The following is a 16,996-nucleotide window of genomic DNA, read 5'->3' as shown; positions in this document are numbered from 1 at the left end:
TTATCCGTTTCCCAGACGACGCCTTGCCTGCGAGCGCAGTGCCAGGTAAGACAGGCCACTGATCAGCGCGACGCAGACCGCCAGGATTAGCAACATCAACAGTACATTGCGTGAAATCAGCCATTGCGCGTACTTGATCGGGCTCAGGTCACCGACAAAATACTGCTGCTCGGCGACAAGCGCTTCGACCGAATTGCCACGCACCACGACCAGACTGCCCTGCACTTTATCGCTGGTATCCAGCGCACGAGTCACGTCGGCCAGGCCAGAGGGCTGGCCACTGGACATTAATACCACACTGCGACCTTTCTGCAAGGGTGATTCGAAACCTGTCAGAAAGGTACTTTGCATGTTGCTGGAAAACGCGACGGCCACCCGTGCACGTCGCTGGTTTGCATCAACGCTCGGACTCATCCAGTCGCGCAGGCGAAACGCCAGGTCCGACACTTCAAAGCTTCGTTGCTGGCCTTCACCGAAGCCTGGCAGGCGATCGGCCCATTGCTTGAGCAACGGCTGGTTGGCGCCCGACGACAAGACCAGAATATCTTTGTCGGCAGCACTGGCGATCTGCCCGGCCTGAATCACCGATACGCCCGTCGCCGGGTAGCCGGTCGACTCGCCGAAGCGGCCCAGTACGCTCAGGTAAGCACTGATGTCTTCAGCCGTGGCGTTGTCTGGCAGAACCACGGCGGTCTGCGACAGGTCGGCCATGCGCGTGAACGGGAAGCCCGAATCCTTGAACACGCCCAGGTTCGGCATGGCCATGAAATGATCGTAACCGCTCAGGTCCAGGGTCGATTCGGGGTCGATGCTGCCGCGCATGTTATCGATGATGATGTCGCCGCATTCACCCTGCTTGATGTAGTCGAACATGTAGCGCAGTTGCAGGCGCGATTGCAGGGCCGCTGCGTTGAGCGGCAGGTGCATGTTCATTTCACGGCTGATCGTGTCGTTGTCGCCGGTCAGCCTGGAAACGATCGAGCGGTCGAGCTTATCGACTGATGGCAGCGAATCGGCCTTGATCAGGCGGTCGTTGAAATTGACCATGAGCGAGGAGTTATTGGAGCGCTGTTGCGGCGTGTAGCCGTACTTGAGCTTCAGCGGCACGCCGTCTTCACGCCAGTTGAACAGGTCAGGCGGCAGGTTGATCGGGACGGTGATTTCGCCCGGCGCGTAACCGGCCACATTCAGTTTGCCGGTGTCGATCAACTCACCCAGCTTGACCGGCCGGTCGCTGGGCAGCCAGTTCGGCGCATCGTAGGGTTTGCGCGGCTTGAGTACCTCGACCTTGTCGATCAGCGCGCTGCTGCCGACCAGGCTTTGGCTACCGAGCACCAGCGCGTTGACCGCCTGCTTGAGCTCGGCCGAGTCACGCCCGGTAACGACCAGCAATTTGCTGTTGGGGTCGTTAGGGTGAGCCACCATGGTCAGGGTCGGGCCCTTGGCTGCCGGCATCGTCAAGCTGCCAAGTTGCAGGGGACCGGTGCCCTTGAGCAGCACCAGTGCGTTGCCATCGGCAGGCAGCTGATCGTAATACGTCGGGAACGTTGCAATGCGCGAATGACTCTTGGCCGCGCCGATCCAGGACGATAGCGCACCGGCCGCCTCAAGCGTGGTGTTATCGGGCGCGCTGCCCATTACGACGGGCAAGGTCACGTCACGGTCGTCACGACGATCAAAAAACGGCAGCGGCAGGATCGCCAGGTCGTTGGGCAGAACGAAGGGCGAAACCTGAAGATCCAGACGCGTGTCGTTGTTGATCCGCGCCCAAAGGCTTGAATGCTGCGGGTCTTCGCAGCTCATGGTGTAGTGACCAATGAACTGCAGGCTCAGACGATTGAATTCGGTGATCATCTGCGCCGGGATATCGACCACTTTACTCTGCGGCTGACCGGCTCCTTCCTTGGGCAGCGGCAGGCTGGCAGCGACTTCGTCGTTGACCAGTACGTTGATCTGCGAAAGGTCCGCCAACAGCGACGGTGAATAGCTGTATTCCAGCGTCAGGCGCGCGCCGGTCACAACCTGATCTGCACGCACGTTGAAGTTGACCGTGTCATTGGAATCGATACCGCGCAGCACCATCGGATAATTACGCCCCAATTGCTTGAGGGTGACGCTGACATCGCTGCCAGGCACGTTCGCAGGCAGCGGTGCGGCGACTGGCGGTGCCACCAGCGGCGCGGCCGGGGCGGCCATACTGGAGGCACTGCCACTCAGCAACAATAGCGACGATACAAAGGCTGCAAGGCAGCGTGAGGCGTGGCCCGCGTGGCGGCTTTCCATCGATTTGCAGATCATGATTTTTCCATAGCAGAGTCGGGAGCCGGTGCAGGTGTACGTCGGGCACGCCAGGCCTGACGCGTAGCGTTGTACAGTTCGCGGACGCCGCGCAGGCTGACCCCGCACACTTCACGCATCGCATTGAGAGGGGTGTCGATTGTTCCGCGACCCCAGGTTGCAGCCCAGGTGTCGGCGCGTGAAAAGGTCAGGCGCACCAGCTCGCTTTGCTGACGCAGAGTCAGGTGATCGAACTGCACACCGGCCATCGAGCCACGGCTGAACACCACGGTGGCCGGAAACCGGCTGAGCGCATTCTTGCGAAACAGTACGACCTGCAGCTCTTCGCCACGCTCGATGCTTTGCCCCTCGGGCAACCGGAAACCCAGGCCCTTCTGCGAGAAATCCAGGGTCACGGCCTCCAGCACACTGCCGTCTGCGCGTTCCAGGCGCATCGGCAGGCTGGCGGCAACACGCGGCTCGCGGCGTACCTGGCGGGTTTCGCTGGCCACGGCCACGGCGGCGCCGGTGATGATGATGTTGTAGACGGTCCAGGCCAGGTTGATCAGCACCGTGACCATCGCGCCCTCTTCGTTACTGCCCTCGATCAGCATTCCGATACCGATCACCAGACCTGTCAGGTTCAGGCCCAGCAGCACGATGTAAGGACGCGCCAGGCGCCACTCGAAAAACTTTTTATCGATGATGCCGCCCTTGTCGGTGACGTTGAATCCACCGAATTTAGGGTTGATCAGCGCCATGATCACCGGCCCCATGATGTACCAGGCCAGCACTGTCTCGTAGACCTCGTTCCAGAACGAATGACGAAAACGCCCCTGCATGGTCGAGTTGGTAATGTTGGAGTGCAGGATGTGCGGCAGCACATACACCGTGATCATCAGCGCCGAAGCCTGGAAGATCCGCGCATCGAAAAACAGAAAGGCCAGGGGTGCGGTCAGAAACACCAGACGCGGCAAACCATAGAAAAAGTGCAGCATCGCATTGAGGTAGCAGAACCGCTGCCCCAGGGTCAGGCCTTTGCCCAGCAGCGGGTTGTCGGTGCGAAAGATCTGCGCCATGCCGCGTGCCCAGCGCACCCGCTGGCGGATGTGCCGCGACAGGCTTTCGGTGGCCAGCCCTGCGGCCTGGGGAATGGCCAGGTAAGCGGTGTTGTACCCGGCCCGGCTGAGCTTGAGCGCGGTGTGCGCGTCTTCGGTGACGGTCTCGGTGGCCACGCCGCCGATTTCTTCCAGTGCCGTGCGCCGGATGACCGCGCAGGAACCACAGAAAAACGCGGCGTTCCACAGGTCGTTGCCGTCCTGCACCACGCCATAGAACAACTCGCCCTCGTTGGGCACGCTGCGAAAGGTGTCTAGGTTCTTTTCGAACGGGTCGGGCGAAAAGAAAAAGTGCGGCGTCTGCAGCATCGACAGCTTGGGGTCCTTGATGAACCAGCCCATGCACAACTGCAAAAAGGAACGGGTCGGCACATGGTCGGCGTCGAAGATGGTGACGTACTCGCCGCTGGTGACCTTCAATGCTTCGTTGAGGTTGCCGGCCTTGGCATGGTCATTGTTGTCGCGGGTCAGGTAGTTGACCCCGACCTGCCCACAGAACTCGCGAAACTCTTCACGCTTGCCATCATCGAGCACGTGCACCCGCAACTTGTCACGCGGCCAGTCGATAGCCTGGGCTGCAAAGATGGTCAGCTTCACGATCGACAGCGATTCGTTGTAAGTGGGGATGAATACATCCACCACCGGCCAGGTATCGGGCGCGCCCTGCATCAGCACCGGATCGCGGCGCAGCGGCCAGCAGGTCTGCAGGTAACCGCACAACAGCACCACCAGGGCATACAGTTCGGCCAGCAACAGCCCGGTGCCGAACAGCATGTCCAGACCGTTCTCGAAACCCAGTGTGGAGGTCATGCGCCAGTACATGTAGCGCAGTGACATGACCACCGACAGCACGATCATCGCCAGGATTGCCAGGCGGTTGGCGGATCGACGGAGCAGAACGGCAGAGGCAAAGCACAGAACCCCGAAGACCGCCTGGGTCAACAGCTCGAAGGGCACCGAGACGATAAAGGCAAACAGCGCCGTGCCCATCAACAAGCCAGCCATCTTCCAGCGCTTGCGCGTAACAGGCGAAAGGGCGTCAATCCGGTCAAGAAAACGCTGAGCCCGCGCTTTCAGAGGTGTCGGCAATGGAGGCACTTCGGGTAACGGAGCATTCATGAACCATGTGACTCTTGAACCTGCTCTGCCATGAGGCGGATCGTGAGGCGCTGGCCAAGGTCAAGCAAGTCCTGCACGCCTGCGGTAGGCGTCAGGGCTTGCAACGGATCGGCTCCATAAGCCAGTGCTTCGGCGATGTTCTTATCGAAGCGCACCTGGCCTGTCAGGCGCTCGCCCAGGCGGCGGCGCAGCACTTCAGACATGTCAACACTGAACGCCCGTGAAGCATCGAAGCGGTTGACCACGTAAGTGCATGAAGGCGCCTGACGACGTTCGGCCAGCGGCTCCAGTGCGCGCTCCATGGCGTCCAGCGTCAGGTAGCCGGCCGCTTCCGTATCGAGTACTACCAGCACATGGTTGGCCACGCTCAGCGCCTGGTCCAGGTAGCGCGAGGGGCCGCACGCCACATCCAGTACCAGCACATCCCGGGCCGTAAGCTGCATGCGCTCGATCTGCCGGGCCAGCCAGTGCGGGTCATGGTCGAGGTATTTCTCCAGCGTACTGCGTTCACCGACGGCCAGCGCGCCATAAGGCAGCACCTGGGTATTGCCGGAACCTGCCAGCAGCAGGTCATTCCAGCTTTCGCCACGCAGGCTGCCTGACGCCAGGCCTGCCACATCGGGGCTGGCATCGAAGTGATGACGCAGGCAATCCTGAGGGTCAAGCTCCACGGCGATGCTGCGCCCGCCAGGCAACGCCACCGTGCGGGTCAGCGCAGCGCATAGCGTGCTCTTGCCAACCCCGCCCTTGGCCGACACCACAGCAATGACTCTGGGTTGAAGAGCGGGCGGCGTGGTTCTGAGCAACGACTGCTGCAAGGCTTCATTGTTACGTGCTTCGGCCTCGGACTGACGGGCCATGGCCACTTCGGCCAACAGCGAACGCAAGGGGGCTGGTATCGCGCGGGCAGACCCACGTCCGGTTTTTTGCAGTAGGTCTGGACGCACAGCGGGCGTCTCAGGCGTTGGGGCAGGCGTCGAAGTTCTGGCGGGTTCAGGTGTCTCGATGGAGTGTTGCGTGACCGAGACTGGCTCAACGTCCAGAGGCTGCTGCACGAGAACCGGAACCGGTCGCAAAGGCGGCGGCGGCTCTTCGTAGTCGAAATGGGTGTCCATTTCCAGGTAAGCGTCCGTGCTTGCATCAAGGTTCTGGAACAGCTTGGCAATGTCATCGGCACGGTGCATAGGGTTGACCTCTTAAAAGGGGCTGAGGGTCGCAGGCCCTGTAAGAAAGCATTAGGCGCTAATGTGTAATATCAGTATGACAGTGTCAATAATTTGATACTGATCGCTGTTTTCTTCTGGATGAACGGAAGCCCGGTTGAGCGGAATCGCCATATTATTGGCGACTTAAAACCGTTGTTTGACTGGGGCTTTTGATTTTATAGATAGCTAGATATCTAGCTATAAGTTGGTGTCTGGCTGCTTGTTCAGGTGCGGGCGTCCATGCCCGAGAGCCACGCCGCCCGGGCATGCATCAGTAAAAATGCACCCTGTCAGACATAGCGCCTGCCGTGATCGTCGTATTCATCTTCCTCGTCGTCGTCATAATCATCGCCCTTGAACACTTCCGGACCGTCCATGGTCAGCAGCACGGAGTCGTTGCTCCAGGTCAACCATGGCGTGGCTTCGCTACCTTTTTCGGACGTGACCCCGGACGGGCTGAGGACGATGTGTTCCTGGTCGATCTCGATCAGGCCAATCACGTAGGTGTAAATCCCGCTGCTGACGGTGCGGCCGAACCAGCCCTTCTTGGCTTCGGGAAAATCAAAGGCGCACTCGACCACCTGGTCGCCGTATTCCATGCGCATTTTTGGCTTGAGAGAGGCCACCGACACATCACCGTTTTCCAGCGCGGAATACACACTGCACACCAGCGCGACCTTGCCGCCCATTTGCCGGGAGATGTGCGGGTTGATTTCGACGGTTTCCCGCGCCGGTTCCAGCGCGCTGGCGCTGACCACGTCGCCGGTATGGAATACAAACGGATCGAGGTCGAAGGCGCCGCGTTTCTCCGGGGCCTGGATAATCGACATCTGGCCATTGGGCCGCAGGATGCCGATGCGCAGGTCCAGGTCGTCGTTGTCGCGACCATCACCGTTATCGACCCAGGTCGCGCTGACGCGAATGACCTTGGGTGCGCTCGGGCTCTTGTCCAGCGTGACTTTATGTCTGGCGCCGGGTTTATCGAGGGTGATCACCGATTTGGTGATGTTCACCGGAGCCGGCGGTGCTGGAGCCGGCGCTGCTTCAGCCGCCGGCTCATCGACCTCGATGCCGTACAACCCGCACAACCCTGCCAGGCCGCTGGCAAAGCCTTGCCACACCGAACGCGCCTTGACCTGCGCATTACGCACATACAGCTCCAGCACGATGATGCCGGTCTCTGCGCTGAAAGCGCCCGGTGCCAGTTCCAGCACCTGGCTGCCCGCGACCACCTGCGCCTGCAACGCCTGCACCTCGGCAAAGCCTGCGCTACCACCGTCCTGGGTCAGGGTGATGGCGATCTTTGAAATACCCGCCGGCAACCGCGAAAGATCGAATTGAATGCGGTGGCTGACCGTATTGCCCTCCGTTACCGGCGGCGAGAACGTGGCCGCGCCCGAGACATGCACTGGCGCATTGAAGAACACCATGCCGCTGTCGTCGATCACCTTGCCGCTGTCGGTGACCAGAAAGGCGGTCAGGTTAACGTCCAGCCGCGCATCGGCGCTGTGGGTCACGATGACCTGGCCTTGGGACTGATCGAGGGTGGTGTTCTCGCCGGGTTTCAGGCTCTGGCTCACGGGCAACTTCCTGTTCATGGATGAGAGATTCGGTATGCAGACAGTGCCGGGTGACGGTTGTTCGCAAGCCGCCTGCACAATGCCCCGATGCCGCCGTTTATCCAGCCGTGTCTTGACGCGAACGATGCATCGGTGTTTTCCTGAAACCGTTTTCAGAACCCACCAAAAACTACAAATGGGTGTTCGATTTGAGTCCTTTCCCTGCGTCACAGCGTGCGCGCGTGACGATGAATGACGTGGCCGAGCTGGCCGGCGTCTCCAAGGCCAGTGTCTCGCGCTTTATCGGCGAGGACCGCCCATTGCTCTCCGATGCGATTGCCTCGCGCATCGAGCAGGCCATCGAAACCCTCGGTTACCGCCCCAACCAGATGGCGCGCGGCCTCAAGCGAGGCCGTACACGCCTGATCGGCATGCTGGTGGCGGACATTCGTAACCCCTATTCCATTGCCGTCATGCACGGTGTCGAAACCGCCTGCCGGCGTCACGGCTACAGCCTGGTGGTGTGCAACACCGACCGCGACGACGAGCAGGAGCGCCTGCACCTGGCGGCGTTGCGCTCTTACAACATCGAAGGCCTGATCGTGAACACGCTCGGGCATCACCTTGACGAACTGCGCGACCTGCACCAGGAGTTGCCCATGGTGCTGATCGATCGCAGCGTCGACCAACTGGATAGCGACCTGGTCGGGCTGGATAACTTTGCCGCCGTGCAGCAAGCCATCGATCATCTGCAAAGCTGCGGCTATCGCGACATCGCATTGCTCAGCGAGCAACAGGACGGCACCAGCTCGCGCACCCAGCGCGTGAACGCCTTTAAAACCGTGATCAGTCAACGCCCCGACCTGCGCGGCCAGGTGCTGCAGACCGACGAGTACCTGTCGGCCAACCTGCAAGCCTTTCTGGCGGCCCCAGGACCCGGCCCCAAAGCCCTGTTTACCGCCAACGGCGTCGCTACGCTGACCGGCACGCGCCTGCTGCGCGAGTTGGGTTATGCGCTGTTCGAGGACATCGGCCTGATCGCGCTGGACGAACTGGACTGGTACCCCTTGGTGGGTAGCGGCATTACCTCCCTGGCACAACCGACCCACGAGATCGGCGTCACCGCCTTCGGTTGCCTGCTGGACCGGCTGCGCGGCGACCGGGCGCCTGCCCGTAGGCTCGACTTTCCGGCCCGCTTGATCGTACGCGGCTCCACGCGACAGCGACCCTGAGCTGATTGATAACCGCTGGCGGCACACGCCCAGCATTTTTACGGCTAAAACTGAAACCGGTTTCAGAGGACAATAATAATGAGCTTGAACCCTGTATCCATCAGTCTTTCCAGCTTCGGCGCCGACCTTGTGCGCCAACGCGGACAGGCGGCGTTCATCCCCTTACTCGTCGATTGCGGCGTGTCGCGCATCGAGTTGCGTGAAGAGCTGTTCACCCACGAAGACTTCCCGGCGCTGGCCATGGCCATAAACGCCCATGGGCTGGAATGCCTGTATTCATCGCCGCTGGAACTGTGGTTGGCCGATCAGCCGCAGCCCAACCCTGACCTTGCCGTCACGCTAGAACGCGCACGCACCTGCGGCGCTCGCTGGCTGAAAGTGTCGCTGGGGCACTTCGGCCCGCGCAGTGATCTGCAAGCGCTTGCGCAATGCCTGGCGCGTTACGAGGTGCAGTTGCTGGTCGAGAACGACCAGACGGCGCACGGCGGCATCATCGCGCCGTTCTGCGATTTTCTGCCGCAGGCGCGAGCCCTCAAGCTCAACGTCGCCATGACCTTCGATGTCGGCAACTGGCAGTGGCAGTCGCAAAACGTGCTCAGTGCCGCCGAGCAATTGGGGCGCTATGTGCAGTACGTGCATTTCAAGGCGGTTACTTGCGATGGCAAAGGCAAGTTAGTGGCCATCCCGCCGGCCGAAGCTGACCTGCCCGAATGGCGCGCCGTGCTCGTGCACATGCCCGTCGCTGTGCCGCGCGCCATCGAATACCCGTTGCAGGGCGACGACCTGCAGGACGTCACCGCGCGGCAGGTGAATCTGCTGGCGCGTCTCTCGGCGGACACAACGGTTCAACAGCCAGAGGTCGCCCACCATGCCTGAGATCGACATCCTTTCCTTCGGCGAAACCATGGCCATGTTCGTCGCCGAACAGCCCGGTGATCTGGCTCAGGTCGGGCATTTTGAAAAGCGCATTGCCGGTGCCGACAGCAATGTCGCTATCGGTCTGGCGCGCCTGGGCTTCAACGTCGCCTGGCTGAGCCGGGTCGGCAACGATTCACTGGGGCGCTTTGTGGTCGACAGCCTGCAACGCGAAGGCGTGAGTTGCGAGCACGTCAGCGTCGACCCGCGCTTTGCCACCGGTTTTCAGCTCAAGTCCTGTGAGCTGGAAGGCGCCGATCCGGTCGTTGAATACTTTCGCAAGGGCTCGGCAGCCAGCCACCTGTGCATCGACGATATTGCCCCGCGCCTGCTGACCGCCCGGCACTTGCACGCTACCGGTATTCCGGCGGCGCTGTCGGACAGCTGCCGCGAGCTGTCGCACCAACTGATGACGCGCATGCGCAGCGCCGGACGCAGCGTGTCGTTCGATCCCAACCTGCGCCCGTCACTCTGGCCGAGCCAGGCGCGGATGATCAGCGAGGTCAACGCCCTCGCCCGCCTGGCGCACTGGGTGTTGCCGGGGCTGGCCGAGGGCCGGCTGCTGACAGGCCAGGAAACCCCGGCCGATATCGCGGCGTTCTACCTGGACCTGGGCGTGGAGGCTGTGGTGATCAAACTCGGCGCCGACGGCGCTTACTACCGCACCCGGACCGATCAGGGTTTTGTCGCCGGCGTGCCTGTCAGCCAGGTGGTCGACACCGTCGGTGCCGGCGACGGGTTTGCCGTTGGCGTGATCAGCGCCCTGCTCGAACACCACGGTTTTGCCCAGGCGCTGGCCCGGGGCAACTGGATCGGTAGCCAGGCCGTACAAAGCCGCGGCGACATGGAGGGGTTGCCACGACGAGCCGCTCTGGAAGCCGCATTGCCCACCCAAAAAACAGTGGAGCCGGCCTGACCGGCAACCCGTACCTGCTGCGACAACAACAATAAGCTCAGGAAATCGCCATGGAAAAGTTACTCGACAGTATTAAAACCAACGGTCTGAAACGTCGCTGGTTGTTGATCATGCCCATCGTCTTCATCACCTACAGCCTGGCCTACCTGGACCGCGCTAATTACGGCTTCGCGGCCGCAGCCGGCATGGCCGAGGACCTCAACATCACGCCCGGCATGTCGTCGTTGCTGGGCGCGCTGTTCTTTCTTGGCTACTTCTTCTTCCAGGTGCCGGGCGCCATCTACGCGCAGAAGCGCAGCGTGAAAAAGCTGATTTTCGTCAGCCTGATCCTGTGGGGCAGCCTGGCGACGCTGACCGGCGTGGTTTCCAACGCCTACATGCTGATCGGCATCCGCTTTTTGCTGGGTGTGGTCGAAGCCGCCGTGATGCCGGCCATGCTGGTGTACCTGTGCTATTGGTTCACCCGTGCCGAGCGCTCGCGGGCCAACACCGTGCTGATCCTCGGCAACCCGGTGACCATGCTCTGGATGTCCGTGGTCTCGGGTTATCTGGTCGCGCATTTCAGTTGGCGCTGGATGTTCATCATCGAGGGCCTGCCGGCGGTGATCTGGGCGTTTATCTGGTGGCGTCTGGTGGATGAGCGCCCGGCGCAGGCCAAGTGGCTGAGCGAGGCGGAAAAAACCGAGCTGCAAGCAAAACTGGATGCCGAGCAAGTCGGTATCAAACCGGTGAAAAACTACGCCGAAGCCTTTCGCTCGCCCAAAGTCTTGCTGCTGGCCGCGCAGTATTTCTGCTGGAGCATCGGCGTCTATGGCTTTGTGCTGTGGCTGCCGACCATCCTGAAAAAAGGCATGCAGATGGACATGGTCGAAGCCGGCTGGCTGTCGTCACTGCCGTATCTGGCGGCGGTCATCGGCATGGTCGTGGTGTCGTGGGCCTCGGACAAACTGCAAAAGCGCAAACTGTTTGTCTGGCCGCCGCTGCTGCTGGCCGCCCTTGCCTTCTACGGCTCGTATGCCCTGGGCACCGAGCATTTCTGGTGGTCCTATGGCCTGCTGGTGGTTGCCGGTGCCTGCATGTACGCGCCTTACGGTCCGTTTTTCGCCATTGTTCCGGAGATCCTGCCGTCCAACGTCGCCGGCGGTGCCATGGCCCTGATCAACAGCCTCGGCGCGCTGGGTTCGTTCGCAGGCTCCTATCTGGTGGGCTACCTCAACGGCGTCACCGGTACGCTGAGCGCGTCATACCTGTTCATGAGCGGTTCATTACTGGTGGCTGTGTTGCTGACGCTGATGCTGCGGCCCGACAACAAACCGCAGCCGGTTGCCGATCAGCACGCCAGCCAACGCGCTTCAGCGCATTCCTGACCTGGAACCCTTCTCGATGAAAAAGCACGTTGTTCTGTACAAGACCCTGTCGGCGCCTTTGATGGCGCGCTTGCAGACCCATGCCGAGGTCACGCTGATCGAAGACCCCAAGCGCGACGGGCTTGCCCGGTTGCGCACCGCCCTGCCCCAGGCACACGGACTACTGGGCGCCAGCCTCACGCTGGACGCCGCGCTGCTCGACCTGGCGCCGCATCTGCAAGCGATCTCGACGGTGTCGGTGGGCGTCGACAATTACGACATCGACTACCTGAACCGGCGCGGCATTGCACTGTGCAATACCCCGGACGTGTTGACCGAAACCACCGCCGACACCGGCTTTGCCCTGATCATGGCCACCTCAAGACGTGTGGTTGAGCTGGCCAATCGGGTGCGCACCGGTGAGTGGACGAAAAACATCGGCCCGGAACACTTTGGCAGCGATGTGCATGGCAAGACGCTGGGCATCGTCGGCATGGGCCGGATCGGCGAGGCGCTGGCCCAGCGCGGGCACTTCGGCTTCAACATGCCGGTGCTGTACCACTGCCGTTCGCCCAAGCCGGCCGTTGAAGCCCGCTTCAACGCCGGTTATCGCAGCCTCGAGGACTTGTTGAAAGAATCGGACTTTGTCTGCCTGACCGTGCCGTTGACCGCTGAAACCGAAGGGTTGATCGGCCAGGAACAATTGGCCCTGATGCGCCCCGAGAGCATTCTGATCAACATCGCGCGCGGCAAGGTGGTGGTCGAGCAGGCACTGGTCGAAGCCTTGCAACGCGGGCAGATACGCGGTGCCGGGCTGGATGTGTTCGAGCGCGAGCCGGTCAGCCCTGACTCACCGCTGCTGCAAATGAATAACGTCGTGGCGACGCCGCACATGGGTTCGGCGACCCACGAAACCCGTGAGGCCATGGCCGCGTGCGCGGTCGATAACCTCATTCGTGTGCTGGAAGGTGCAACGCCCGAAAATCTGGTCAATCCGGCGGCTATAGCTGGTTCGCGAAGCGGCCCACGGCACTGACCACTTGTTTGGCGCCTTCCTGGATTTCGACGATCACCGAGCCGGCCTCATTGGCCAGTGCCAGTCCCTGTTCGGCCTGGCCGCGGCTGTTGGCCATGCCGCGTACGGCTTCGTCGGTCAGGTTCTGGTTCTGCTGCACCACGGTGACGATCTCTTCGGTTGCCGCGCTGGTGCGGCCGGCCAGTTGTCGCACTTCATCGGCCACCACCGCAAAGCCGCGCCCCTGCTCGCCGGCGCGGGCGGCTTCGATGGCGGCGTTAAGCGCCAACAGATTGGTTTGCTGCGCGATACCACCGATGGTCTGCACGATCGAACTGATCAGCAATGACTGCTTGCCCAGCGCTTCAATGCCCGTTGACGCCGACTGCATTTCTTCGGAAATACGCCGCATGGTCTGCACGGTGTTCTGGACCACCTCTGCGCCGCGCCGGGCGCTGACGTCGGTCTGCTGGGAAATTTCGAAGGCAATGCTGGCTGCCTGGCTGACGTCTTCTTCGCGGGCCACCTGATCGGTGATCACCGTGGCGAACTTGACCACCTTGTAGAGCTTGCCCTGGGCGTCATGCACCGGGTTGTAGGTCGCTTCCAGCCAGACCGGCCGGCCATGGCTGTCGACCCGCTTGAAGCGATTGGCGACGAACTCGCCGCGGTTCAGGGTGGCCCAGAAATCCTTGTAGCCCGTAGACGACACCTCGCCAGGCTCACAGAACAGGCTGTGGTGCTTGCCCTTGATCTGCGCCAGCGTATAACCCATGCCGCGCAGAAACTGGTCATTGGCGGTCAGCACATGGCCGCCCAGATCAAACTCGATCACTGCGGTAGAGCGCAGCAGTGCCTGAATGAACGCTGCGTTTTCTGCGGCGGTGTCGATCGTTCTGGTGATGTCCGAACCATGGCAGTGAATGCTCTGCAATTCACCGCGCTCATCGATGATTGGCTGCCACAGCGCGCTGATCCACGCCAGGCTGCCATCGGCACGCAGGAAACGATACGTGTCCGTAACCGCCTCGCCCTTTTGCACGGCCGCTCGCAAATTACGATAACAATCGAGTTGCTTGACGTACGTGGGCACCAATTGATCCATGGGCTTGCCCAGTACCTGATCGGCGCGATAACCCAGCATGCGCAAAAACCGCTCGTTGACTTCGACGATCTGGTATTGGGCATTGAGGGTAATGGTCACCAGGCAGGCATCAATGCCTTTTTGCAGTTGCCGATACATGGACAACTCGGACTGCAGCGCCTGTAACTCCGTTTTCAAGCGAGTGTTGAACATAGCGACACCGATGGTAAATGAAAGGGCTCCCTGCTATCGGCAAGCGTAGACGGGGTTTCAAACATTCACGCGCTGCAATAAAAAAAGCCTCGACGAGTCGAGGCTTTTTGGCAGTTTTGAGACCTACTGATCGGTATCGGCCTGGCAACTGAGCAGGTCTTCGTCTTCAATCACGAATTTTTCCGATGCGCTGATCTTCTGGCCTTCGACGATGCATTCGTCGGCATCTTCATCCACCAGACGCACATCCCACTTGCCAGGGTTTACCCCGGTCAGGCTCAGGGTCATGCCAGGCTTGAGCACCTGCTTGCCCAAATGGTCATCGCCCCAGTCTTCCTGACTCGTCGGCGCGAAATAGATCTCGTGAATTTCCCACGACGATTTATTTTCGATCTTGATCGTTGCCGCAACCGCCGGCACGGCTTGCATCAACGACAGCGACACGCCAACAGCAACAAGGGCTTTCTTCATGGGATTCTCGATATCGAGGAGGGGTGATATTGAATCGCCACAATGATAGCGCACTATTGACGCGTCACAGGCCGAATAAAAAAATTATCCGGCCTGTGCAATACCGTTACTTCGGCAAACGCCCGTAGCGGTCTTCAAAACGCACGATATCGTCTTCACCCAGGTACGCACCGGACTGCACTTCAATCAGTTCCAGCGGCACTTTGCCAGGGTTGGCCAGCGAGTGTTTGACGCCCAGCGGAATATAGGTCGACTGGTTCTCGGACAGGATCAGCTCCTGCTCGCCACAGATAACCTTGGCGGTACCGGACACCACGATCCAGTGCTCGGCGCGGTGGTAGTGCATTTGCAGCGACAGGCATTCGCCCGGCAAGACACTGATGCGCTTGACCTGATAGCGGTCGCCCATGTCGATGGTGTCGTAATGGCCCCAGGGACGGTTGACCAGCGGGTGAGTGACAAACTCCGGACGCTCTTCGGCCTGCAGACGCTTGACCACGTCCTTGACCTGCTGACTGTCGTTCTTGTTGGCCACCAGCACGGCGTCTTTGGTTTCGATGACGATCAGGTCCTCGACGCCCACGGTGGCCACCAGACGGTGGTGCGACTGCACCAGGCAGTTGTTGGTGTCGATCGCCAGCACGTCGCCTTCCAGGCGGTTGGCATTGGCATCGTGCGGGCCTACGTCCCAGATTGCCGACCAGCTGCCCAGATCGTTCCAGCCGGCATTCAGCGGTACGACCAGACCGGCTTCGGTATGCTCCATGACCGCATAGTCCACCGACTCGTCGGCGCACAGCGCGAACTGCTCGGCCGGGATATGCGAGAAATAGCTGTCGATCTGCGCGTGTTGCAGCGCCACACGGCAAGCACTGAGAATGTCCGGGCGATGACGCTCGAGTTCGGCCAGAAACACCGACGCGCGGAACATGAACATGCCGCTGTTCCACAGGTATGCACCACTGGACAGGTACTCGGCGGCCAGCTCCGGCGACGGCTTTTCCTTGAACGCGGCAATGGCGAAACCGCCCTGATCAACCGCCTGGCCGCACTGAATGTAGCCAAAGCCGGTTTCAGGGTGAGTCGGTGTGATACCGAAGGTCACCAGGCGACCGGCTTCGGCATGCGCCTGGGCCACTTGTACGGCCTGACGGAAAGCGTCTTCGTTAGGGATATGGTGATCGGCAGCCAGCACCAGCAGCACCGGATCCGTACCATCGGCGGTCGCTTCCAGTGCAGCCAGGGCAATGGCCGGGGCGGTGTTGCGCGCCAGCGGCTCCAGAATGATGCGCCGGCTACCGATCTTCGCTACACGCAATTGCTCGGCGACGATAAAGCGATGGTTTTCGTTGCTCACCACCACGGCCGGTGAATGCTCCAGGCCTTGCAGACGCGCCAGCGTGCGCTGGAACATTGTCCCCTGATCCTGGCCGTCCAGGGCCAGAAACTGCTTGGGGAAACTCTGCCGCGACAACGGCCACAGACGAGAACCATTACCGCCAGCCAGAATTACGGGGGTGAACATAGAAACTCCATTCCTTAGCCACGAGGGCGTCATGAGGGCAGCATTATCCGGGGGCTGTAATTGAGATGCAATAAAGCCAGCGCGCGAGTAGACCCGTAAAAACGCGGATATTTCCCTGCCATGATGATGTCAGTACATATTCATCCAGATCGCTCCGAGAACCCCCTTCCTTCAGGTGGGGGAGGAAAGGAGAGCGGCGTAGCCGCATAGGCTGTACATAAATACAGCTTGATGGCACTATCCATCGATGAGCAAGCGCGCCTATAAATTCAGGTTTTACCCCACTTCAGAGCAGAAACTGCTACTGGAGAAAACCTTTGGCTGTGTACGCTACGTCTACAATTACATCCTGGATTTTCGCTCCAAAACTTACGCCGAAGACAAGACGAACATTGGCTTTACTGGCGCTAATGCGGCATTGACCCAATTGAAGAAAGATCCAGAGAAGGCATGGCTCAACGAGGTCTCCTGCGTTCCTCTGCAGCAGGTGCTTCGCCACCAGCAAAAGGCTTTCATCAATTTCTTCGAAAAGCGCTCCGGATACCCTTCATTCAAAAAGAAACACCATCGTCAGTCCGCTGAGTTCACACGCAGCGCCTTCAAGTATGTCGACGGCAAGCTTTTCATTGCGAAAAGCAAGGTGCCCCTTGATATTCGCTGGAGTCGAAGCGTTCCGAGTGAGCCTTCCACCGTCACGGTTTCAAAAGACAGGTCCGGTCGTTATTTCGTGTCCCTGCTGTGTGACTTTGAGCCTGAAAAACTCACGGTTTCGCCAAACATGATCGGCCTTGATCTGGGGATCACGGATCTGTTTACGCGATGCGACGGGCAGAAAGAGCCCAATCCAAAGCACACGGCCAAATACGCCGCCAGGCTGGCGCTGCTACAGCGCCGACTGGCCAAAAAGAAGCTCGGCTCAGCCAATCGCCTGAAAGCGAAACGCAAGGTGGCCAGGCTGCACGCAAAAATTTCAGATGCCCGCCAGGACAACCTTCATCAGG

Annotated in this window: 12 protein-coding genes and 2 pseudogenes; 6 read left to right on the top strand and 8 right to left on the bottom strand. The window is 60.6% G+C overall.

Annotated features, from left to right (window positions below; all coding sequences use genetic code 11):
- The 4 genes from bcsB to ACYP2A_RS04420 form a co-directional block, all read right to left on the bottom strand.
- On the bottom strand, window positions 1–2,298 hold the full coding sequence (bcsB, locus tag ACYP2A_RS04435; RefSeq protein ID WP_459743112.1) for a cellulose biosynthesis cyclic di-GMP-binding regulatory protein BcsB: 2,298 nt from the start codon (window positions 2,296–2,298) through the stop codon (window positions 1–3).
- A complete protein-coding gene (bcsA, locus tag ACYP2A_RS04430; RefSeq protein ID WP_459743110.1) occupies window positions 2,295–4,514 on the bottom strand; it encodes a UDP-forming cellulose synthase catalytic subunit in 2,220 nt (739 codons plus the stop codon). Before bcsA ends, bcsB begins: the two co-directional genes overlap by 4 nt.
- Window positions 4,511–5,698, bottom strand: coding sequence for a cellulose biosynthesis protein BcsQ (gene bcsQ / locus ACYP2A_RS04425; protein WP_459743108.1), 1,188 nt, complete (start codon window positions 5,696–5,698; stop codon window positions 4,511–4,513). Before bcsQ ends, bcsA begins: the two co-directional genes overlap by 4 nt.
- Window positions 5,699–6,009: 311 nt before the next feature.
- On the bottom strand, window positions 6,010–7,299 hold the full coding sequence (locus ACYP2A_RS04420) for a TerD family protein (RefSeq protein ID WP_459743107.1): 1,290 nt from the start codon (window positions 7,297–7,299) through the stop codon (window positions 6,010–6,012).
- 227 nt (window positions 7,300–7,526) lie between these two features.
- On the opposite strand from ACYP2A_RS04420, the gene ACYP2A_RS04415 reads away from it, so the two are divergent.
- From ACYP2A_RS04415 to ACYP2A_RS04395, 5 genes are all read left to right on the top strand, one after another.
- On the top strand, window positions 7,527–8,510 hold the full coding sequence (locus ACYP2A_RS04415; protein WP_459743132.1) for a LacI family DNA-binding transcriptional regulator: 984 nt from the start codon (window positions 7,527–7,529) through the stop codon (window positions 8,508–8,510).
- Between the two features lie 78 nt (window positions 8,511–8,588).
- The gene (locus ACYP2A_RS04410) at window positions 8,589–9,386 is read left to right on the top strand and encodes a sugar phosphate isomerase/epimerase family protein (protein ID WP_459743105.1); all 798 of its coding nucleotides are present in this window, start codon (window positions 8,589–8,591) and stop codon (window positions 9,384–9,386) included.
- A complete protein-coding gene (locus tag ACYP2A_RS04405) occupies window positions 9,379–10,341 on the top strand; it encodes a sugar kinase (protein WP_459743103.1) in 963 nt (320 codons plus the stop codon). The genes ACYP2A_RS04410 and ACYP2A_RS04405 overlap by 8 nt, the downstream gene beginning before the upstream one ends.
- Before the next feature lie 50 nt (window positions 10,342–10,391).
- Entirely contained in the window at window positions 10,392–11,708 is a 1,317-nt protein-coding gene (locus ACYP2A_RS04400) for an MFS transporter (protein ID WP_459743101.1), read from the top strand.
- A 16-nt stretch (window positions 11,709–11,724) separates the two neighbouring features.
- Window positions 11,725–12,723 (top strand): NAD(P)-dependent oxidoreductase, encoded by a 999-nt coding sequence (locus ACYP2A_RS04395; RefSeq protein ID WP_459743100.1) that lies wholly within the window; start codon window positions 11,725–11,727, stop codon window positions 12,721–12,723.
- Here the strand turns inward: ACYP2A_RS04395 and ACYP2A_RS04390 are convergent.
- From ACYP2A_RS04390 to ACYP2A_RS04375, 4 genes and pseudogenes are all read right to left on the bottom strand, one after another.
- A pseudogene (locus tag ACYP2A_RS04390) lies at window positions 12,689–13,120 on the bottom strand (methyl-accepting chemotaxis protein); the annotation flags it as partial. The gene ACYP2A_RS04395 and the pseudogene ACYP2A_RS04390 sit on opposite strands and share 35 nt — an antisense overlap.
- Window positions 13,121–13,225: 105 nt before the next feature.
- Window positions 13,226–13,945 (bottom strand): annotated as a pseudogene (locus ACYP2A_RS04385) (PAS domain-containing protein); the annotation flags it as partial.
- A 177-nt stretch (window positions 13,946–14,122) separates the two neighbouring features.
- Window positions 14,123–14,470, bottom strand: a complete 348-nt coding sequence (locus ACYP2A_RS04380) for a hypothetical protein (protein WP_459743098.1) — start codon at window positions 14,468–14,470, stop codon at window positions 14,123–14,125.
- 106 nt (window positions 14,471–14,576) lie between these two features.
- A complete protein-coding gene (locus ACYP2A_RS04375; protein WP_459743096.1) occupies window positions 14,577–15,995 on the bottom strand; it encodes a mannose-1-phosphate guanylyltransferase/mannose-6-phosphate isomerase in 1,419 nt (472 codons plus the stop codon).
- A gap of 247 nt (window positions 15,996–16,242) precedes the next feature.
- On the opposite strand from ACYP2A_RS04375, the gene ACYP2A_RS04370 reads away from it, so the two are divergent.
- On the top strand, window positions 16,243–16,996 hold a 754-nt coding region (locus tag ACYP2A_RS04370; protein WP_459743094.1), incomplete at its 3' end, for an RNA-guided endonuclease InsQ/TnpB family protein.

It is taken from the genome of Pseudomonas sp. 3A(2025) (assembly GCF_054589175.1).
This window is presented reverse-complemented; position numbering and strand designations above follow the sequence as displayed.